Below are 19,289 nucleotides of genomic sequence, written 5' to 3' on the forward strand. Positions count from 1 at the left end.
TTAGCTCCAGAGTTTGATGGAGTCGGCGAAGGTGCCGGCCTGCTCGCGGATCGGCTGCATCTGGCCCGAGTTTTCCGCGTACTTGAACGAGATGTAGGGGACGTTGTGCTCGGAGCAGCGGTCGGCCAGCATCGGCCGCTCGAGCAGGGCCGGGTCGCAGAAGCTGGGCGCGGCGAAGATGACACCCTCCGCGGCGTTGCTGCGAACCTGCTCGAGCAGGTACTTGCCCTTGTCCTCTTCCTTGTCGTCGTACTTCGCGGCGGTGGCGATCGACTCGTGCAGGAAGGCGAGCGACAGGTTCTGCATCGGATCACCGCCGGTCGAGACCGGATTGCGCAGCCAGCGATGCACGATCATGTAGTCGTCATCGACGATGTAGCAGCCGGCGAGCTCGATCGACTTGATCAGGTTGAGCGGCGGCTGCTCGCAGAACGAGCCGTTGATGACCACGCGGCAGTTGTCGCGCTTGGATGCCTTCACATTCTCGGCTGCGGCGAGGTATTCGCTCAGCATCTGGTTGTGCTCTTCCACCGGCAGCACGAGGCCGGCGCGCATCAGCAGATAGACTTCGGACGAGGGCACCTTCCACGGCTCGCGGGAACGCATGCCGTACACCGCCTGCACCAGCCTGCGGTTCTCGTTGTAGACCGCGATCGAGGCACGCAGCGCGTCGTCGGTGATCTTGCGCCCGGAGAGGTGCTCGAGGCCTTCACGCAGTTCGTTCAGCTCGTTGGTGTAGTAGCTGCCACCGACGTCGTCGCGATAGTTCTGCGGCACGTCGAAGTAGCGCACGTACTTGCCCGGGAACAGCAGCTTCCACATGCCGGACAGGTTGCGGATCACGTCGCAGATGCTGGGAAACAGCATGCCGTCGACGAAATCCATGCGCTTGGACAGCCCCAGCTCGATGGTCGAGCGTGGGATGCGACAGATGTAGCTCTGGTAGTAGGCGTCGCCGTGGATCACCTCCAGGCCGTCGCCTCCGCCCATGATGCCGAGCGGGAGCATGCCCGCGGCGTGGATGATCTCGCGCGGCACATACACCGGCATGTAGGCGATTACCTTGCGCGAGGGGTCGGCCTCCTTCCACTTCCTTGCGGCGGTGAAATCGAGGTCTTCGTAGAGCGCTTCACAGCGCGCGATGATGTCTGCCGTACTCATGGTCAACGGTTCTCCCAGTTTGCAGAACGCTTCTCAAGAAAGGCCCGTAGACCTTCCACCGCATCGTGGCTGGCCATCAGCTCCTCGAGATACATGGCCTCCACGGTTTCCAGTTTTTGCTTGATCGCCGGCACCCGGTCGCAGCGTGCGGCCCGAACCGCGAAACGCAGCGAGCTGGCGCTCAGCGCAGCAAGATGTTCGTCGTACCACTTCAGCGCGGCCGCCTCGGGGTCGTCGGCGAGCACGTCGGCCAGCCCGATCCGGTGCGCCTCGGCGCCGTCGATGCTGCGCCCCGAGAACAGCAGCTCCTCGGCACGCGATTGCCCGACGCGCGGCGGCAGCAGGCAGGAGGCCGCAGGCGCGAACACGCCGAGGCGGATCTCCGGCTGCCCCAGGCGCGCATCCGGCGCCACGAAGAGCAGGTTGCCCGCCGCCGCCACCTCGAGCCCGCCGCCGAGGCACTGGCCGCGGATCGCGACCAGGATCGGCACCGGGCTGTCGAGCATCTGCCGCACCAGCGCATGCAGGGTCTTCAGCATCTGCGCGCACTGCTCGGGCATGTGCTCGTCCACACTGGCGCCGAAGCTGAAGTGCGGGCCCTCGGCATCGAGCAGCACCGCGCGCAGCGCGGGCGAACCGAGGTGGGCGCCGAGCGCCTGCTGCAGCGCGCCGATCATCGCGGCATCGACGATGTTCGCCTTGGGCCGCGCCAGGCGCAGGCGGAGCAGGCCGCCGTCGCGCTCCAGCCAGGCCTTGAGCGGGTTGATCGCCTCGCCCATCACTTCGCCCCCGGCATCAGGCTTTCGATCAGCTCGGGCGTCCAGGGCGTGCCGACGGCGAGCGCCTGGCGGAGGTCGGTGAACTCGATCTCGCGGCCGGTCTCCTTGGTACCCTCGTTGAAGGCGCGGAAGCCGGTGCGGGCCTCGTTCATCATGTTGAGCGCGAGCCAGGCGCGGCTGTTCTCCTTGTTGCGGTTCCAGGCATCGAGCTTGGGCTTGCGCAGCTCCTCGAAGCTCTTGGTCAGGCACTCGGGGAAGGTGGAGATCAGCTTGGCACACAGCTTCTCGACCGCCTCGTCGAGCAGGGAAAGGTCGATCTCGCCGCGCTTGAGCAGCTCCTTGCCGGCGGCCAGTTCGTCGCCGGTCTTGAACTCGCCGTGGATGATGCGGCCGAACTCGTCGAGGTAGCGGTCGGTGATGACCAGCGGGTTGGCGACGAACTTGCCATCGATCTTGAGCGCGGGGACGATCTGCGAGGAAATGCCGAGGCGGTAGGCCTTGTGCGCCGAGAACGGCTCGCACAGGGTGCCGGACACCATCGCCTGCTCGCAGCCGATCATCACCGGCAGGAAGTCGGTCGCACCGCCGATCGCGGCCGAGCCGTGCTTGGGGCCGGCCTGGCCGAAGTTGGCCAGGTCCTGGGCGACGGTGAAGTCCGCCGCCATGCCGATCTCCTGGCCGCCACCGATGCGCATGCCATTGACGCGGCACACCACCGGCTTGTCGCAGCCCAGGATCGCCGACACCATGTCGTTGAAAAGACGCATGTACTGGCGGTATTCCTGCGGGTTGCCGGCGTAGTACTCGGCGTATTCCTTGGTGTTGCCGCCGGTGCAGAAGGCCTTGTCGCCGACCGCGGTGAACACCACCGTGGCGACGTCGCGGGCGCAGGACGCGGCACGGAAGGCAAGGATCAGGCCCTTCACCATGTCGGTGGTGTAGGAGTTGTACTGCTTGGGGTTGTCCAGCCAGATCCAGGCGTTGTACAGGCCCGGCACCACCTCGCCCTGGAGATTGCGCGCGGGGCGCTTCTCGTAGATCACGCCCGGCACCACCGTCTCGGGCACCAGGTTATGGTCGACCAAGTGCTTGGGCGCAGTCTGATCGATCACGCGTTGCGTCGTTTCTTTCATCTCGTATGGCTCCTCTGTCTGCTCTCTTGTCGGATTGGTAGGGGGTGCGGGATCAGGGGGTCAGGATCGCGCGGCGGCTGAGCTTGTGCGCGTGAGCCGCCTCGAAGACCTCGTTGATCTGCGCGAGCGGGTGGCGCTCGACGAAATTGGCGAGGTTGATGCGGCCGTCGAGCACCAGGTCGAGCGCGGCCGGGTAGTACTCGGGCAGGCAGCCCCAGTTGCCGAGCGCGCGGGCATGGAAGGCCATCAGGTTGGAGAGGCGAACCTCGACCTTGTCCATCGTGAAGCCGACCACCGCGAGCGTCGCGCCGTGATTGATCAGGCTATAGGCGTTGGCCTGGCCGGCACCGCTGCCCGAGCATTCGAAGATCTTCCAGCGCGTGGTGCGCAGGCCGTTGGCCTTGGCGTGCGCCTCGATCGCCTTCTTGAGGTCGCGTCCGGTCACCTCGCGCGCATTGAGCGTCAGCGCCGCACCGTACTTCGACATCAATTCGAGCTTGGCCGGATCGACGTCGATCGCCACCACGCTCGCACCGAAGGCGTTGGCGATCTGCACCGCGTAGCCGCCGACGCCGCCCACCCCGATCACGATCGCGACGTCGCCAGGCTCGACTCCGGCCTGCGTGACCGCCTGGTAGGGCGTGGTGACCGCGTCGGCCACCACCGACACGTCGGCGAGTTGCAGTCCGGCGGCGGCGAGGCGCTTCTCATCGACCGCGCACAGGCCGCGCGCCGGCACCACGATATGGGAGGCGAAGCCGCCCTGGATGTCGTTCCCGGGCATCACCTGGGCGCGGCAGATGGTGCCGTGTCCCGACGTGCAGAGCTCGCAGGTCCCGCACGGCATCACCGCCGGCACGACCACCGCGCGGCCGACCCACTGCCCCGCCGCGCTGCCCGCGCCCACCACCCGGCCGCTGATCTCGTGGCCGAGCGCGAGCGGCAGCGGCTGGTTGGTGCGCACGCCGTCGTAGTAGTAGCCGAGATCGGTGTGGCAGACGCCGCAGCCGGCGACCTCGACCACCACCTGGTCGGCGGCCAGCTCGCCGATCTCGAACTCGGTGCGGACCATCGGCCGACCCGGCTCCACCATCATCCAGCGATACGGTTTGGTGCTCATCTACCCACTCCTTCCGTTTACGTTCGCGTCAACTTTAATCGATCTGATTGGCGACTGGATCGACTGCTTCCTGCCGCCGCGTTGGATGCAAAGTTAAATCAGGCCGGCAGGAGGGCAGTTGACCAAAGTCAACAGATTGACGTTTGCGTCAACGTAAACTTCGACACATCGGAGGTGAGCGCTGCGAAGGCGGCGCTGCAACCCAACCAGCCTCCGGTCGGCGCCGTGCCCGCTTCACCCGAGGGGGACGCGCGCATGGGCCCTGAACAGGACCGCGCCGGCACCCGCCGGTCGAAGGTCGAACATTGGAGAACGAGGATGACAGCCCGATCGGTATCGATAACATTCGCCGGCAGCGGCGGCGCGGGGGTGATGACCGCAGGCAACATGCTGCTCGACGCCGCCGGCCGTGCCGGCTGGTATGCCTACATGACCCGCTCGTCGGGCGCGCAGATCCGCGGCGGCGAGGCCGCCGCGATGATGCGTCTGTCTACGTCGCCGGTGCAGTCGCACGACGATCAATATGATCTGCTGGTCGCCATCGACTGGGAGAACGTCGGGCGCTTCTCCGCCGAGATCCCGATGACCGCCGATAGCCTGGTCGTCGGCGATCCCGACGGCGGCGAATTCCCCGAGGCCATCCGCGCCAAGGGCACGCGGTCGGCAGACATCCCGTTCAAGAAGATGGCCAAGACGATCGAGGGCGGGCGCCCCAACATGATCGCCCTGGGCGCGGTCGCCGGCCTCGTCGGCCTTCCCGAGGACGCCGTGCTCGGTGTGGTCCGCGACTCGCTCGCCAAGAAGGGAGAGGCCGCGCGCACCGCCAGCGAGGCATCGGTGCGTGCAGGCATGGCCTTCGCGGCCGACCTGCCGCCCTGCCCCCGCCTGGCCACCGCCCAGGGCCAGAGCGAGCGCCTGTGGAGCATCACCGGCAACGAGGCCGCCGGTCTCGGCGCGGTGCGCGGCGGCATCCGCTTCGTCGCCGCCTATCCGATCACCCCGGGCACCGAGGTGCTGGAGTGGCTCGCACCCAACCTCGCCAAGCTCGGCGGCGTGCTGGTGCAGGCCGAGGACGAGCTCGCCTCGATCAACCAGATCATCGGCGCTTCCTACGCCGGCGTGCCCTCGCTGACCGCCACCTCCGGCCCCGGCCTGGCGCTGATGACCGAATCGCTCGGCCTCGCGGTCGCCTCGGAGACCCCGATCACCGTGGTCAACGTGATGCGCGGCGGCCCCTCCACCGGCATCCCGGTGAAATCCGAGCAGAGCGACCTCAACATCGCGCTCTACGGCCTGCACGGCGACGCCCCGCACCTGGTGGTGGCGCCCAACTCGCTCGCCGACTGCGCCTTCGCCACGCAGTGGGCGGTCCATCTCGCCGATACCCTGCAGACCGCCGCGATCGTGCTCTCCGACCAGTCCCTCGGCCAGAGCCGGGCGACGATCTCGCCGCCCGCCGATCCCGGCTTGCGCGCGGTCCGCCTGATGCCCGAGGGCGAGGCGGCCGAACGCTACCGCCGCTACACCAACACCGCGTCGGGCGTCTCGCCGATGGCCGTACCCGGCATGAAGGGCTACCAGTACACCGCCGACGGCCTCGAGCACAACGAGTTCGGCACGCCGTCCAGCGGCGCGGCCGACCACAGCGCCCAGCTCGACAAGCGTCTGCGCAAGCTCGCCCTGCACGACTACGGCACGCACTGGGCCGACATCGAGGGCGACGGCGACATCGCCGTGCTGACCTGGGGGTCCACCACCGGGCCGGTGCGCGAGGCGCTCGAGCGCTTCCGCGCCAGCGGCGGGCGTGCCCGCCTGGTGTCGATCCGCCTGATCTCGCCGGTGCGCCCGGAACAGCTCGCCGCCGCGCTCGCGGGCGTGGCGCGCGTGCTCGTGGTCGAGCAGAGCCATGGCGCCCAGTTCCACCGCTACCTGCGCGCCCACTACGACCTCCCGGGGAGCGTGCGCGCCTTCCACCGGCCCGGCCCGCTGCCGATCCGTCCGAACGAAATCTTCCGCCAACTGGCCGACTGGAGCTGAACATGGAAGCCACATCCACCTGCCCGAGCTACTCCGCGCGCGACTACAAGTCCGAGGTCAAGCCCGTCTGGTGTCCGGGCTGCGGCGATTACTCGGTGCTCGGCTCGATCACCAAGGCGCTCGCCGAGCTGTCGATCCCGCCCGAGCGCGTCGCCCTCGTTTCCGGCATCGGCTGCTCCTCGCGCCTGCCCGCCTACACCAACGTGTTCGGCTTCCACGGCGTGCATGGCCGCGCCCTGCCGATCGCCACCGGCATCAAGGTATCCCGCCCCGAGCTCACCGTGATCGCCTCCGGCGGCGACGGCGACGGCTTCTCGATCGGCGGCAACCACTTCATGCACGCCTGCCGGCGCAACGTCGACATGACCTACATCGTCATGGACAACGAGGTCTACGGCATGACCAAGGGCCAGGCCTCGCCGACCACCGCGCCCGACTGGGAGAAGAGCAAGCTCACCCCGCAGGGCACCGGCATCAACCCCTTCCACCCGCTGGTGATCGCACTCGCCGCGGGCGCGAACTTCATCGCCCGCGGCTTCTCCGGCGACCAGAACGGCACCGCGAAGCTCATCACCGAGGCGATCCGCCATCCCGGCTTCTCCTTCGTGCAGCTGCTCAGCCCCTGCGTCACCTTCCGTCCCGAGCAGCGCGACTGGAAGGACATGGTGCATCCCGCCGCGGTCGACCCGACCGACGACCCCGCGCGCGCCGCGCGCCGCCTGATGTCCGACGATGGCTTCAACGTCGGCGTGCTCTTCCGCGGCAGCCGCAAGCCCTTCCAGCCCGGGCAGCCGGCGAGCGTCGATTCAGTTGCAGATCTCGAGAAGGAGTTCGTGTTATGAGCAAACCCGATCCGCAGGAAACCGGCATCCACTCGGTGGAGCACCTGCTGGCCCATGCGCTGGCGATGGAAGTCGAGGCGGTCGAGCGCTACGAGGCACTCGCCGACCAGATGGAGACCCACAACAACCGCGACGTCGCCGTGCTCTTCCGCAAGCTGGCCGAGATCGAGAAGCTGCACGTCGACAACGTCAACGACATCAGCGAGGGACACACCCTGCCCCACATCGCACCGTGGGAATACTCCTGGGAAGCCCCCGAGAGCCCGGAGGCGCCGTCGGTGTCGGCGGAAGGCCTGCACTACATGATGCATCCCTACCAGGCGATCGCGATGGCGCTCGAGGCCGAGCGCCGCGGGGTGGACTTCTACGACCGCCTGGTCGCCCAGTCCGAGCGCGAGGACATCCGCAAGCTCGCCGCCGAACTGTGCGAGACCGAGCGCGAGCACGTCACCCTGCTCGAAGGCTGGCTCGCCCGCTTCCAGCCCCCGCCCAAGGGCTGGAACGAGGACCCCGATCCGCCCTTGCTGCAGGGTTGAGGAGCAAGGGGTAAGGCGCCAGACATGAGGCGCCAGGAGCGATGCGCGCGCTGGGAGACCAGCGCGCGCATCGGCTTTTGGAGGTCGGGCGAAAGATGCCTGCGGAGAGGATGAAGGGAAATCCCGAGCGAAGGATCTCGAGCCGCGCCCGTCCGCCGTCGACCGACGACACTGCGACCGGATGTGACGAGGCGCCAGGCCGAGAGGTCTTCACCCCCCCAGGCCTGACGCCTCACATCTCACGCCGTCTGATCGACGCTCAGCTCGTAGCCCGCCTCGCGCAGGCCCTGCACGACCGCGCCGGCATCCTTGGCCTCGAAGCGGATGGTCGCGGTGCGCAAGCCCTCGGACTGCGGCGTGCGCGGCGACACCACCGAGACGATGTAGCCGCCCTGCGCATTGACCGAGGCGAGCAGCGCGGCGAGCTGGCCGGCGCGATCCTGCAACTTCACGGTGATCCGCGTCGCACCCTCGACCCAGCAGCCGGTGATGTCGAGGAAGAAATCGAGCAGGTCCACGCTGGTGACGATGCCCACCAGGCGCCCGGCGTCGTCCACCACGACGAGGCAGCCCAGCTTCTTGGGCCGCATCATGCGCGCGGCCTCCTCGATCTGCGTGCGTGGCGAGCAGCTCACCACCGACTTGTGCATGATGTCCGCCGCGGTGATCTTGGACAGCAGGTACTTCACCTCGCCGACGTCGAGCGTCGTGATCATGGACGGCTGGGCGCGCTGCACGTCGCGATGCGAGATGATGCCCAGCACCTTGCGATCCTGGTCGATCACCGGCACGTGGCGCACCTTCTTGAGCCGCATGATCTCGGAGACCTGCGAGAAAGAGGCCTCCGGACCGACGTGCAGCACCTCCCGGGTCATGATGTTTTCGACGAACATGGGTCACTCCAGTTGGAAGAAGAAACAGCGGTAAACAGCGGGTTCGAGACAGCACAAGAGGAATAGCGGGCACGCGACGCGGCCCCGGCCGGACACGGACCAGCGCGCATGCGGTCGCCGGATCTGCGGCTGGAACGCAGTTTATCGGAAACCCACATCCCCAAGCAGCGCCTATAGTTAACGCTAACGTTAACTCTACACAAAAAAATTACGTTCACGTCAACGTTACTGTTTGACAAATATCAACCGACCGGTCAGTCATAAGTTCTAGGATTCATCCCATAAGCCAAGAAGGGGGAGCGGGCGGCCTCAGCCTCGCCCGCACACCACCGGAGGAGACACCTGATGACCGTCAGCAGCCCACAGGGCACAACCAAGGTCGCCACCTACTGTTACCAGTGCGTGGCGGGGCCGGACCTGCTCAAGGTGAAGGTCGAGGACGGCGTGGCGACCGCCGTCGAGCCGAACTTCGACGCCGAGGACGTGCATCCGGCCGCGGGCCGGGTCTGCGTGAAGGCCTTCGGCCTCGTGCAGAAGACCTACAACCCGAACCGCGTCCTGCAGCCGATGAAGCGCACCAACCCGAAGAAGGGGCGCCACGAGGACCCGCGTTTCGTGCCCATCTCCTGGGATGAGGCGCTCGACACCATCGCCGCCAAGCTGCGCGGCATCCGCGAGACCGGCCTGCTCGACGCCTCGGGCTACCCGCGCGTGGCGGCGAGCTTCGGCGGCGGCGGCACGCCCACCGCCTACATGGGCACCTTCCCCGCCCTGCTGGCGGCCTGGGGCCCGGTGGACATGAGCTTCGGCAGCGGCCAGGGCGTCAAGTGCTACCACTCCGAGCACCTCTACGGCGAGCTCTGGCATCGCGCCTTCATCGTCTGTCCGGACACGCCGCGCAGCAAGTACATCCTGTCCTTCGGCAGCAACATCGAGGCCTCGGGCGGCGTATGCGGCGTTTGGCGCCACGCCGCCGCACGCGTCGAGCAGGGCGTCAAGCGCGTGCAGGTCGAGCCGCACCTGTCGGTCACCGGCGGTTGCTCCGCCGAGTGGCTGCCGATCAAGCCCAAGACCGACGCCGCCTGCATGCACGCGATGATCCACGTGATGCTGTTCGAGAACGCACGCTCGCGGCTGGACATCGATTTCCTCAAGCACATGACGGCGTCGCCCTACCTGGTGGCGCCCAATGGCTTCTACCTGCGCGATCCCGACACCCGCAAGCCGCTGGTGTGGGACCTCAAGTCCGGCAAGGCCGTCGTCTTCGACACCCCCGGCATCGATCCCGCGCTCGACGGCGACTTCCTCGCCTCCGGCCTCGAGGTGCTGCCCGACCAGGAACTCGTCACCCATGAGGCCGCGCCGGTGCGCAGTGCCTTCGGCAAGCTGCTCGACCACGAGCGCACCTTCACCCCGGAGTGGGCGCAGGGCATCTGCGACGTACCGGCGGCGACCATCCGCCGCATCGCCAACGAATACCTCGACCATGCCGAGATCGGCGCGACGATCGAGATCGAGGGTCGCACCCTGCCCTATCGCCCGGTGGCGGTCACGCTCGGCAAGACGGTGAATAACGGCTGGGGCGGCTACGACTGCTGCTGGGCGCGCACGCTGATGGCCTGCCTGGTCGGCGCGCTCGACGTGCCCGGCGGCACCATCGGCACCGCGGTGCGCCTGAACCGCCCAGCCAACGACCGCCAGAGCAGCGCCAAGCCGGGCGTCGACGGGTTCATGGACTATCCGTTCAACCCGACCGACAAGGAAAACTGGATCTCGCGCCCGCAGATCCGCAACGCCAACCGCACCCTGGTGCCGCTGGTGGCCAACTCGGCGTGGAGCGCCGCGCTCGGCCCCACCCACCTGGCCTGGATGCAGCAGCGTCACGGCTTCGAGAGCTTCCCCGAGCCCACCCAGCCCGACGTCTGGTTCTTCTACCGCACCAACCCGGTGATCTCGTTCTGGGACACGCCCCAGGTCGCCGAGGCGGTGGCGAAGTTCCCCTTCGTGGTCGCCTTCACCTACACCCGCGACGAGACCAACCACTTCGCCGACATCCTGCTGCCCGACTGCACCGACCTCGAAGGCCTGCAGATGCTGCGCATCGGTGGCACCAAGTACGTCGAGCAGTTCTGGGACCACCAGGGCTTCGCGCTGCGCCAACCGGTCGTGCCGACGCAGGGCGACACCCGCGACTTCACCTGGATCAGCACCGAACTGGCCCGCCGCGCGGGCATCCTCGAGCCGTACAACAAGGCGATCAACCGCGGCGCCGCAGGCGTGCCGCTGAAGGGGCCGAACTACGATTTCTCGCTGCAGCCCGACCACGCCTACGGGGTCGAGGAGATCTGGGACGCGAGCTGCCGCGCGGCCAGCGCCGAGCTCACCGAAGGCGCCGAGGACCACGGGCTGGAGTGGTGGAAGGAGCACGGCTTCCGCACCATCAAGTATCCGCGCCTGCAGTGGTATCTCTATCCCCACCTGGTCGACCAGGGGCTGCGCTTCGAGATGCCCTACCAGGAGCGCATCTACCGCATCGGCGAGGAACTCGGCCGCCGCCTGCACGAATCCGGCATCGACTGGTGGGACCGCCAGCTCACCGAATACCGCCCGCTGCCCGAGTTCCACGACTTCTCCCACCTCATCAAGCACGCGGTGATCTCCAACCTGGGCGGGCGCGACGAGGACTTCCCGTTCTGGCTGCTCACCGCGCGCAGCATGCAGTACTCCTGGGGCGGCAACGTCAGCCTGCAGATGGTGCGCGAGGTGGCCGCCAACGTGAAGGGCCACCGCGGCGTGATCATGAACCCGACGGCCGCACGCAAGCTCGGCATCGAGGACGGCGACCTCGTCGAGGTGCGCTCGCCGCTGCGCGAGACCCGCGGTCGCGTCGTGCTGCGCCAGGGCATCCGCCCCGACACCCTGCTGATGGTGGGTCAGTTCGACCACTGGATCACGCCCTACGCGAAGGACTTCGACGTCCCCAGCATGAACGCCCTGGTGCCGATGCTGATGGACCTGACCGACGCCACCGGTTCGGCCGCCGACATCGTGCCGGTGTCGATCAAGCGCATCGGAGGTGCCCAATGACCCGCTACGCCATGGTGGTCGACCTGCGCCGCTGCGTCGGCTGCCAGACCTGCACCGCCGCCTGCAAGCACACCAACGCCACCCCGCCGGGCGTTCAATGGCGCTGGGTGCTCGACGTCGAGGCGGGCGAATTCCCCGACGTCACCCGCAGCTTCGTCCCGGTGGGATGCCAGCACTGCGACGAGCCGCCGTGCGAGACGGTGTGCCCCACCACCGCCACCAAGAAGCGCGCCGACGGTCTGGTCACCATCGACTACGACCTGTGCATCGGCTGCGCCTACTGTTCGGTCGCCTGTCCGTACAACGCACGCTACAAGGTCACCCGCGACACCCCCGCCTATGGCGAGGGCAAGATGGCCAACGAGGTGAAGCGTACCGACCCGGCGCGCATCGGCGTGGCCACCAAGTGCACCTTCTGCTCCGACCGCATCGACTACGGCCACGCCCACGGCCTCGTGCCCGGCGTCGATCCCGACGCAACCCCGGCCTGCGCCAACGCCTGCATCGCCAGCGCGCTCACCTTCGGCGACATCGACGACCCCGACAGCAAGGCCTCGCGCCTGCTGCGCGAGAACGAGCATTTCCGCATGCACGAGGAGCTCGGCACCGGCCCCGGCTTCTTCTATCTCTGGGAGAAAAAGCAATGAGAGGCGTCGAACCCGAACTGCAGCCCTTCTGGGACGAACGTGCCGCGGGCAACTTCATCGGCGGCGGCACCGGCGCCGGACTGCTGCTGTGGAGCGCGATCGCGGCCAGCGGCCACGGCACCGCGATCGGCTTGCCGCTCTTCCTCGCGCTCGCCTTCATCGGCGTCGGCCTGTTCTGCGTGTGGATGGAGATCGGTCGTCCGCTGCGCGCGCTCAACGTCTTCTTCCACGCGCGCACCTCGTGGATGACCCGCGAGGCGATCGTCGCCGGCCCGCTCTTCCTGTGCGGCCTCATCGCGCTGCTCAGCGGCTGGTTGTTCTTCGCCTGGCTCGCCGCCCTGATCGGCCTCGTCTTCCTGTACTGTCAGGCGCGCATCCTGCAGGCCGCGCGCGGCATCCCGGCCTGGCGCGAGCCGGCGCTGCTGCCGCTGATCGTGGTCACCGGGCTCGCCGAAGGCGCGGGCATGCTCGCGCTGCTCTCGCCGCTGCTCGTCCGCTCGCCCGGCGCCGAGTTCGCCTTCCCGCTGCTGGTGCTGGTCGTGCTGCGCTTCTGGCTGTCGCGGCGCTACGCCGCCCATCTCGCCCGCCCGAACAACGCCCCCCTGAAGACGCTGCGCGCGCTGCGCGAGAACGATCGCCACTTCCTCCTCCTCGGCCACACCCTGCCGGCGGCGGTGCTGCTGATCGCGCTCTTCGCCGGCGGCAGCTTCGGCACCGCACTGCTCGCGCTCGCGGGCATCGCGGTCGCCGCCAGCGGCTGGCTGTTCAAGCTCGCGCTCATCACCCGCATCGCCTACACCCAGGGTTTCGCGCTGCAGCACGTTCCCGCGCGCACCCCCGGCTATTCGCACCCCGGCGTCAAGCCGGGCTGGAACTGAACCCCTCCCTCCACCCCGGGGCGGCGGACCATGCCGGACCGCCGCCGAAATCAGGAGCAAAGCGCATGTACGAGGTCAGGATCCATGGTCGTGGCGGGCAGGGCGCGGTGCTTGCGGCCCAGCTGCTCGCGACCGCACTCGTGTTCGACGGCAAGTACGCCGTCTCCATTCCCGCCTTCGGCTTCGAGCGCCGCGGCGCGCCGGTGGTGTCCTTCATCCGCGCGAGCGAACAGCCGATCCGCCAGCTCACCAACATCTACGCACCCGACTGCATCGTCTGCGTCGATCCCGCGCTCGCCCGCACCGTGAACATCTTCGCCGGCCTCAAGCCCGGCGGCACCCTGGTGCAGGCGACCTCGCGCCCGCTCGCCGAGATCGACGTGCCCGACAGCGTCGGCACCGTCGGCCTGTGCGACGCGGTGCGCATCGCCACCGAGATCTTCGGCCGCCCGATCACCAACACCCTGATGCTCGGCGCCTTCGCGCGCAGCACCGGCCAGGTCTCGCTCGAGGCGCTGAAGAAGGTGATCGAGCAATCCGATTTCCGCGACGCCGGCCTGCGGCAGAACCTCGACGCCCTCGAGCGCGGCTATGCGGAAACGACCGTGCACACCCTCGAACGGAGGATCACAGCATGAGCGAACGCCACCAACACTACCCGGCCTGGCACCTCAAGGAGGCCGGGGTTCCCGACGACCTCTGTCCGGTCGCCACCGAGCAGAGTCCGATGTTGCCGGGCGACTGGCGCAGCTTCCGCCCGGTCGTCGATCGCGACAAGTGCGTCAAGTGCGCGGTGTGCTGGCTCTACTGTCCGGTGCAGTGCGTCGAGGAGCACGCCGCCTGGTTCGACTTCGACATGAAGACCTGCAAGGGCTGCGGCATTTGCGCGCACGAATGCCCGCAGCGGGCGATCACCATGATTCCGGAGGCGCAATGAACACCACCACGCTCGACACCGCTCCCACCACCGAAAAGCGCCCGGCACCGCAGCTGATGCTGTGCGAGGGCAACGAGGCCGCCGCGCTCGGCGTCGCGCTCGCCCGCCCCGACATGGTCGCGGTGTACCCGATCACGCCGCAAACCTCGCTGGTCGAGAAGCTCGCCAAGCTCATCGCCGACGGCAGGATGGACGCCGACATCGTCGATGCCGAGGGCGAGCATTCGGTGCTGTCGGTGCTGCAGGGCGGCGCGCTCGCCGGCGCACGCACCTACACCGCGACCTGCGGCCCCGGCCTCGCCTTCATGTTCGAGCCCTACTTCCGCACCTCGGGCATGCGCCTGCCGCTGGTGATGACCATCGTCACCCGCGACGGCATCACCCCGCAGTCGGTGTGGGGTGGCCACCAGGACGCGATGACGGTGCGCGAGGCGGGCTGGATCCAGATGTACTGCGAGACCGTCCAGGAAGTCCTCGACACCACGGTGATGGCCTTCCGCCTCGCCGAGCATCACGACGTGATGCTGCCGGTGAACGTCTGCCTCGACGGCAACTACCTCTCCTATGGCACCTCGCGCATCGAGATGCCCGATCAGGCCGAGGTGGACGACTTCATGGGACACAAGGACGTCAACTGGCACGTCGCCCTCGACCCGCTGCGTCCGATGGCGGTCGACCCGCTCACCGGCGGCTCGGGCGGCAACGGTCCGGAGACCTTCGTGCGCTACCGGCGCGGCCAGTGCGCCGGCATGAAGAACGCACTGCACGTGATCACCGAGATGCACGAGGACTGGGCGCGCCGCTTCGGCGAAGCCCACCGCTTCGCACCGCTGGTCGAGGAATACCGGCTCGACGACGCCGAGTACGCAATCATGACCCTGGGCAGCATGACCGGCGCCGCCAAGGACGCGGTCGACGAGGCCCGCGCGGCCGGCGAGAAGGTGGGCCTCATCAAGATCAAGACCTTCAGCCCCTTCCCGGTCGAGGCGCTGCAGCACGCGTTGCGCGGCGTGCGTGCGCTCGGCGTGGTCGACCGCTCGGTCAATTTCCGCTGGAACTGCGGCCCGATGTTCCAGGAAACCCTCGGCGTGCTCTACCGCCTCGGCCGCCAGGTGCCGGCGCAAAGCTTCATCGGCGGCCTGGCCGGCGCCGACCTCACCGTCACCACCTTCCGCCGCGTCATCGACGAGACCCGCGCCCTGCTCGAGCGAGCGCCCTCCGACGAGCCGGTGTGGCTCAACGCCAAAGACTGAGCGCCAAGGACCGAGGAAACCGCCATGCACACCACCGACTACCTGATCGCCGGCAGCAGCCACGCCGCGCTCGAGGCCATCAACGCGATCCGCATGCACGACGGCGACGGCAGCATCACCGTCGTCACCCGTGATCCGCACCGCCCCTACTCGCCCACCGTGCTGCCCTACGTGGTCTCGGGGCGCTCGACGCCCGAACGCGTGTTCCTGCGCGACGACGACTTCTTCACCGCGAACAAGGTCGATTACCGCAGCGGCTGCGCGCTCGCCGGCCTCGACCCCGCGGCGCATCAAGCGCGCCTGGCCGACGGCAGCACCATCGGCTACCGCAAGCTGCTCCTCGCCACCGGCGCCAGCCCGATCGTGCCGCCCATCCCCGGCATCGAGCGCGTCGACTACCACGTGCTGCGCACGCTCGACGACGCCACCCGGCTGCGTGCGGCGATGGCCGCGTCGAAGAACGCGGTCGTGCTCGGTGCCGGCCTGGTCGGCATGCACGCCGCCGAAAACCTGGTCAAGGCCGGGGCCAGCGTCACCATCGTCGAGATGAGCAAGCAGCTCACCTCCGGCTACTTCGACGAGGTCGCCGCCGGCATGATCGAGCAGGCCTTCCTCGGCAACGGCGCGAAGATCCGCACCGGCCACCGCGTCGTCGGCCTCGAGCCGAGCGCCGACGGCGCCACCCTGAAGCTCGACAACGGCGACACCATCCCCACCGACCTGCTGCTGGTCGCGGTCGGCGTGCGCCCCGAGCTCGGTTATCTCGACGGCAGCGGCATCGCCACCGAGCGCGGCATCCTGGTCGACGACACCATGCGCACGAGCGCAGAGGACGTCTGGTCCGCCGGCGACTGTGCGCAGGCGCGCGGCTTCTTCACCGGCACGCCGGTGATGAACGCGATCCTGCCCGACGCCACGCTCCAGGGCCGCATCGCCGGCATGGCGATGGCGGAAGATCCCGGGCTCAAGCCCTACGCGGGCGGTCTGCCGCTCAACACCTACCACTTCTTCGGCCGCCACGCGATCTCGGTGGGCAGCGCCGCGGTCCCCGAGGGCGGGCGCGCGCAGGTGCGCTTCGACGCCGCGAGCGGGCGCTACCTGCGCGCGGTGTTCGACCGCGACGAGCGCCTGACCGGCATCTTCGGGGTGAATGAATTCTTCGATGCCGGCGTGATGGCCCAGCTCATCCTGCGCCGCACCGATCTCGGACCGCTGCGCGAACGCTTCTTCGCGCAGCCGCTCGCCACCGGCCGCGAGCTCATGTCGCAGCTCTGGCGCTAAGGGGAAGATCATGGGACAAGCCTACTCCACCATCGCCTTCGACCCCGCCAAGTGCGACGGCTGCGGCAAATGCATGACGGCGTGCGCGAGCGTCAAGTTCGACTCCACCGACACCACGCGCTCGCTGATCCAGATCGTGCGCAGCGGCGGCGCCCGCATCGAGCCGCCCCGCCCGGGCGAGTTCGAGCTCGCGCTGTGCCGCCAGTGCGCCGATCCCAAGTGCGTCACCGTGTGCCCGGCGGGCGCGCTCGGCAAGAACGGCACCACCGGCGTGATCGACTGGGACGCCTCGAAGTGCGTCGACTGCCTGCTGTGCACCATCGGCTGCACCTACGCCGGCATCGCCCTCGACGAGCACAGCGGCCGTGTCAGCAAGTGCGACACCTGCGAGGGCAAGCCGGCCTGCGTGCCCGCCTGCCCCACCGGCGCGCTGCGCCACATCACCACCGCGCGCATCTACAACGAGGTCGGCAGCTGGGAAGACCTGTTCGCACCCGGCCTGGCAGGCTGCCAGGGCTGCAACACCGAGCTGCTGATGCGCCACGCGCTGCGCCGCGTCGGCCCCGACACCGTGCTCGCCACCCCGCCGGGCTGCGTGCCCGGCATGGGCTCGGTGGGCTTCAACGGCACCACCGGCACCAAGGTCCCGGTCTTCCACCCGCTGCTCACCAACACCGCGTCGATGCTCGCCGGGGTCAAGCGCCAGTACGAGCGCGTCGGCCGCAAGGTCACCGCGATGGCGATCGCCGGCGACGGCGGCGCCTCGGACGTCGGCTTCCAGTCGCTCTCGGGCGCGGCCGAGCGCGGCGAGCGCATCCTCTTCATGGTGGTCGACAACGAGGGCTACATGAACACCGGCATGCAGCGCTCGAGCTGCACGCCCTACGGCGCATGGACCTCGACCACCCCGATCGGCGCACATGGCCGCGGCAAGACGCAAGACGCCAAGAACCTGCCGATGATCATGGTGAACCACCGCTGCGAATACGTCGCCACCGCGTCGACCGCGTACATGGAGGACCTCTACGAGAAGCTCGACAAGGCCCTCGCCGCCTCCGAGCGGGGCTTCGCCTACCTGCACGTGTATTCGCCCTGCACCACCGGCTGGCGCTTCCAGAGCGCGCTCAACATCGAGGTCGCGCGCAAGGCGGTGGAGTCGAACTTCGTCACCCTGTGGGAATACACCCCCGAGGCCGGGCTGCACTTCACCCGCCCGGTGGACAAGCCGCTGCCGGTGGCCGACTACCTCAAGGCCATGGGGCGCTTCCGCCACCTCAGCCCGGAGCAGGTCGAGCACATCCAGAACAAGGTGGCCGAGAACCTGCGCTTCGTGCGCAAGATCGCGGAGCAGGCCGATGAGCAATGAGAAGCCGTCCCCCCCGGAGCAGATGAGCCGCGCCGAGCTGCAGGCGCTGCAGCTCGAGCGCATGCGCTGGTCGCTGCAGCACGCCTGGGACAACGTGCCGCACTACCGGCACGCCTTCGAGGCCGCCGGCGTGCGGCCATCCGACCTGCGCGGCCTGGCCGACCTGGCGAGGTTCCCCTTCACCGCCAAGCAGGACCTGCGCGACAACTATCCCTACGGCCTCTTCGCGGTGCCGATGGCCAAGATCGTGCGCGTGCATGCCTCGTCCGGCACCACCGGCCGCCCCACCGTGGTCGGCTACACCAAGGGCGACATCGAGCGCTGGGCCGCGGTCATGGCGCGCTCGCTGCGCGTCGCCGGCGCGAGCTGCGAGGACATCATCCTCAACTCCTACGGCTACGGCCTCTTCACCGGCGGCCTCGGCGCCCACTACGGTGGCGAGGCGCTCGGCGCCACGGTGATCCCGATGGGCGGCGGCAACACCGAGAAGCAGATCCAGCTCATCCAGGAGTTCCGCCCCACGGTGATCATGGCCACGCCGTCCTACATGCTGACACTGGCCGACACGATGCAGCGCATGGGGCTCGACCCCTCGGCGACCACGCTGCGGCTGGGCATGTTCGGCGCCGAGCCGTGGACCAACCAGATGCGCGCCGAGATCGAGCGCGTGCTGGGCATCGACGCGATCGACGTGTATGGCCTGTCCGAAGTGATGGGCCCGGGGGTGGCCTGCGAGTTCGTCGGTCACAAGGACGGCCCGCACATCTGGGAAGACCACTTCTATCCCGAAATCATCGACCCGGTCACCGGCGAGGTGCTGCCCGACGGCGAGCGTGGCGAGCTGGTGTTCACCTCGCTCACCAAGGAAGCGATGCCGGTGATCCGCTACCGCACCCGCGATCTCACCCGCCTGCTGCCCGGCAGCGGCTGCGCGATGCGCCGCATCGACAAGATCACCGGGCGCAGCGACGACATGCTGATCATCCGCGGCGTCAACGTCTTCCCGACCCAGATCGAGGAGGTGCTGCTGCGCCACGACAAGCTGTGCGGCCACTACCAGCTCGTGCTCACCCGCGAGGGTCACCTCGACCAGCTCACCGTCCGCGCCGAGTTGCGCCCCGAGCTCGCCGACGGCATCGGCCAGGGCCTGCGCCGCCAGATCGGCGAGGAGGTCCGGCACGCGATCAAGAGCTTCGTCGGCATCAGCGCCGAGATCGAGATCCTCGACCCCGACAGCATCGAGCGCACCCAGGTCGGCAAGGCAAAGCGCGTGATCGACCGCCGCAACGCCGCAACCAGCACCGCCTGAGGGCGCGTCGGGAACGCATCACCCCACAAG

Annotated in this window: 17 protein-coding genes; 12 read left to right on the forward strand and 5 right to left on the reverse strand. The window is 68.5% G+C overall.

The genetic code is table 11. The features are described from left to right. Genes bcrC through had form a run of 4 tightly spaced genes read right to left on the reverse strand, consistent with a single transcriptional unit; the run spans position 1 to position 4,193 of the window. Positions 1–1,161, reverse strand: coding sequence for a benzoyl-CoA reductase subunit C (gene bcrC, locus ACZ5PP_RS06445; RefSeq protein ID WP_004303026.1), 1,161 nt, complete (start codon positions 1,159–1,161; stop codon positions 1–3). Positions 1,162–1,163: 2 nt separating this feature from the next. Further along, on the reverse strand, positions 1,164–1,940 hold the full coding sequence (locus ACZ5PP_RS06450) for a cyclohexa-1,5-dienecarbonyl-CoA hydratase (protein WP_004303025.1): 777 nt from the start codon (positions 1,938–1,940) through the stop codon (positions 1,164–1,166). Then, on the reverse strand, positions 1,940–3,073 hold the full coding sequence (gene oah / locus ACZ5PP_RS06455) for a 6-oxocyclohex-1-ene-1-carbonyl-CoA hydratase (RefSeq protein ID WP_004303024.1): 1,134 nt from the start codon (positions 3,071–3,073) through the stop codon (positions 1,940–1,942). The genes ACZ5PP_RS06450 and oah overlap by 1 nt, the downstream gene beginning before the upstream one ends. 52 nt (positions 3,074–3,125) lie before the next feature. Beyond that, the gene (gene had / locus ACZ5PP_RS06460) at positions 3,126–4,193 is read right to left on the reverse strand and encodes a 6-hydroxycyclohex-1-ene-1-carbonyl-CoA dehydrogenase (protein WP_464826902.1); all 1,068 of its coding nucleotides are present in this window, start codon (positions 4,191–4,193) and stop codon (positions 3,126–3,128) included. A gap of 318 nt (positions 4,194–4,511) precedes the next feature. Here had and ACZ5PP_RS06465 point away from each other — a divergent pair, with 318 nt between their 5' ends. From ACZ5PP_RS06465 to ACZ5PP_RS06475, 3 genes are read left to right on the forward strand one after another with little or no spacing between them, the layout of a single operon-like run. Continuing rightward, positions 4,512–6,230, forward strand: a complete 1,719-nt coding sequence (locus tag ACZ5PP_RS06465; protein WP_012585756.1) for a 2-oxoacid:acceptor oxidoreductase subunit alpha — start codon at positions 4,512–4,514, stop codon at positions 6,228–6,230. 2 nt (positions 6,231–6,232) lie between these two features. Beyond that, positions 6,233–7,072: a 2-oxoacid:ferredoxin oxidoreductase subunit beta gene (locus ACZ5PP_RS06470; protein WP_004303021.1), complete on the forward strand. Its 840-nt coding sequence runs from the start codon at positions 6,233–6,235 to the stop codon at positions 7,070–7,072. Next, positions 7,069–7,608: a ferritin-like domain-containing protein gene (locus tag ACZ5PP_RS06475; RefSeq protein ID WP_004303020.1), complete on the forward strand. Its 540-nt coding sequence runs from the start codon at positions 7,069–7,071 to the stop codon at positions 7,606–7,608. The genes ACZ5PP_RS06470 and ACZ5PP_RS06475 overlap by 4 nt, the downstream gene beginning before the upstream one ends. A 239-nt stretch (positions 7,609–7,847) precedes the next feature. Here ACZ5PP_RS06475 and ACZ5PP_RS06480 read toward each other — a convergent pair whose 3' ends face one another. Next, complete coding sequence (locus tag ACZ5PP_RS06480; RefSeq protein WP_004303019.1) at positions 7,848–8,501, reverse strand: CBS and ACT domain-containing protein; 654 nt, start codon at positions 8,499–8,501, stop codon at positions 7,848–7,850. 345 nt (positions 8,502–8,846) lie between these two features. Between ACZ5PP_RS06480 and ACZ5PP_RS06485 the strand changes: the two genes are divergently transcribed. The 9 genes from ACZ5PP_RS06485 to paaK all read left to right on the forward strand — a co-directional run bounded on the left by ACZ5PP_RS06485 (position 8,847) and on the right by paaK (position 19,259). Beyond that, positions 8,847–11,588 carry a molybdopterin-dependent oxidoreductase gene (locus ACZ5PP_RS06485; protein WP_004303018.1) on the forward strand — a complete coding sequence of 914 codons (2,742 nt, stop codon included), beginning with the start codon at positions 8,847–8,849 and terminating at the stop codon, positions 11,586–11,588. Beyond that, positions 11,585–12,235 carry a 4Fe-4S dicluster domain-containing protein gene (locus tag ACZ5PP_RS06490; protein WP_004303017.1) on the forward strand — a complete coding sequence of 217 codons (651 nt, stop codon included), beginning with the start codon at positions 11,585–11,587 and terminating at the stop codon, positions 12,233–12,235. The genes ACZ5PP_RS06485 and ACZ5PP_RS06490 overlap by 4 nt, the downstream gene beginning before the upstream one ends. Next, positions 12,232–13,113, forward strand: coding sequence for a DmsC/YnfH family molybdoenzyme membrane anchor subunit (locus ACZ5PP_RS06495; RefSeq protein WP_012585758.1), 882 nt, complete (start codon positions 12,232–12,234; stop codon positions 13,111–13,113). Before ACZ5PP_RS06490 ends, ACZ5PP_RS06495 begins: the two co-directional genes overlap by 4 nt. A gap of 65 nt (positions 13,114–13,178) precedes the next feature. Beyond that, complete coding sequence (gene padE / locus ACZ5PP_RS06500; protein WP_004303015.1) at positions 13,179–13,751, forward strand: NADH-dependent phenylglyoxylate dehydrogenase subunit gamma; 573 nt, start codon at positions 13,179–13,181, stop codon at positions 13,749–13,751. Continuing rightward, complete coding sequence (padF, locus tag ACZ5PP_RS06505) at positions 13,748–14,050, forward strand: NADH-dependent phenylglyoxylate dehydrogenase subunit delta (protein ID WP_004303014.1); 303 nt, start codon at positions 13,748–13,750, stop codon at positions 14,048–14,050. The genes padE and padF overlap by 4 nt, the downstream gene beginning before the upstream one ends. Continuing rightward, positions 14,047–15,303: an NADH-dependent phenylglyoxylate dehydrogenase subunit alpha gene (gene padG, locus ACZ5PP_RS06510; protein WP_012585759.1), complete on the forward strand. Its 1,257-nt coding sequence runs from the start codon at positions 14,047–14,049 to the stop codon at positions 15,301–15,303. The genes padF and padG overlap by 4 nt, the downstream gene beginning before the upstream one ends. A gap of 24 nt (positions 15,304–15,327) precedes the next feature. Further along, positions 15,328–16,584 carry an NADH-dependent phenylglyoxylate dehydrogenase subunit epsilon gene (padH, locus tag ACZ5PP_RS06515; RefSeq protein WP_004303012.1) on the forward strand — a complete coding sequence of 419 codons (1,257 nt, stop codon included), beginning with the start codon at positions 15,328–15,330 and terminating at the stop codon, positions 16,582–16,584. A gap of 10 nt (positions 16,585–16,594) precedes the next feature. Continuing rightward, positions 16,595–17,950, forward strand: a complete 1,356-nt coding sequence (padI, locus tag ACZ5PP_RS06520) for an NADH-dependent phenylglyoxylate dehydrogenase subunit beta (protein WP_004303011.1) — start codon at positions 16,595–16,597, stop codon at positions 17,948–17,950. Beyond that, positions 17,940–19,259, forward strand: coding sequence for a phenylacetate--CoA ligase PaaK (paaK, locus tag ACZ5PP_RS06525; protein WP_004303010.1), 1,320 nt, complete (start codon positions 17,940–17,942; stop codon positions 19,257–19,259). The genes padI and paaK overlap by 11 nt, the downstream gene beginning before the upstream one ends. Positions 19,260–19,289 lie beyond the last annotated feature (30 nt).

This window comes from Thauera sp. DNT-1 (assembly GCF_055393985.1).

Bases quoted from the DNA above. Each gene is read 5' to 3' on its own strand.
- bcrC (WP_004303026.1), bottom strand. From the start codon at position 1,161: ATGAGTACGGCAGACATCATCGCGCGCTGTGAAGCGCTCTACGAAGAC.
- ACZ5PP_RS06450 (WP_004303025.1), bottom strand. From the start codon at position 1,940: ATGGGCGAGGCGATCAACCCGCTCAAGGCCTGGCTGGAGCGCGACGGC.
- oah (WP_004303024.1), bottom strand. From the start codon at position 3,073: ATGAAAGAAACGACGCAACGCGTGATCGATCAGACTGCGCCCAAGCAC.
- had (WP_464826902.1), bottom strand. From the start codon at position 4,193: ATGAGCACCAAACCGTATCGCTGGATGATGGTGGAGCCGGGTCGGCCG.
- ACZ5PP_RS06465 (WP_012585756.1), top strand. From the start codon at position 4,512: ATGACAGCCCGATCGGTATCGATAACATTCGCCGGCAGCGGCGGCGCG.
- ACZ5PP_RS06470 (WP_004303021.1), top strand. From the start codon at position 6,233: ATGGAAGCCACATCCACCTGCCCGAGCTACTCCGCGCGCGACTACAAG.
- ACZ5PP_RS06475 (WP_004303020.1), top strand. From the start codon at position 7,069: ATGAGCAAACCCGATCCGCAGGAAACCGGCATCCACTCGGTGGAGCAC.
- ACZ5PP_RS06480 (WP_004303019.1), bottom strand. From the start codon at position 8,501: ATGTTCGTCGAAAACATCATGACCCGGGAGGTGCTGCACGTCGGTCCG.
- ACZ5PP_RS06485 (WP_004303018.1), top strand. From the start codon at position 8,847: ATGACCGTCAGCAGCCCACAGGGCACAACCAAGGTCGCCACCTACTGT.
- ACZ5PP_RS06490 (WP_004303017.1), top strand. From the start codon at position 11,585: ATGACCCGCTACGCCATGGTGGTCGACCTGCGCCGCTGCGTCGGCTGC.
- ACZ5PP_RS06495 (WP_012585758.1), top strand. From the start codon at position 12,232: ATGAGAGGCGTCGAACCCGAACTGCAGCCCTTCTGGGACGAACGTGCC.
- padE (WP_004303015.1), top strand. From the start codon at position 13,179: ATGTACGAGGTCAGGATCCATGGTCGTGGCGGGCAGGGCGCGGTGCTT.
- padF (WP_004303014.1), top strand. From the start codon at position 13,748: ATGAGCGAACGCCACCAACACTACCCGGCCTGGCACCTCAAGGAGGCC.
- padG (WP_012585759.1), top strand. From the start codon at position 14,047: ATGAACACCACCACGCTCGACACCGCTCCCACCACCGAAAAGCGCCCG.
- padH (WP_004303012.1), top strand. From the start codon at position 15,328: ATGCACACCACCGACTACCTGATCGCCGGCAGCAGCCACGCCGCGCTC.
- padI (WP_004303011.1), top strand. From the start codon at position 16,595: ATGGGACAAGCCTACTCCACCATCGCCTTCGACCCCGCCAAGTGCGAC.
- paaK (WP_004303010.1), top strand. From the start codon at position 17,940: ATGAGCAATGAGAAGCCGTCCCCCCCGGAGCAGATGAGCCGCGCCGAG.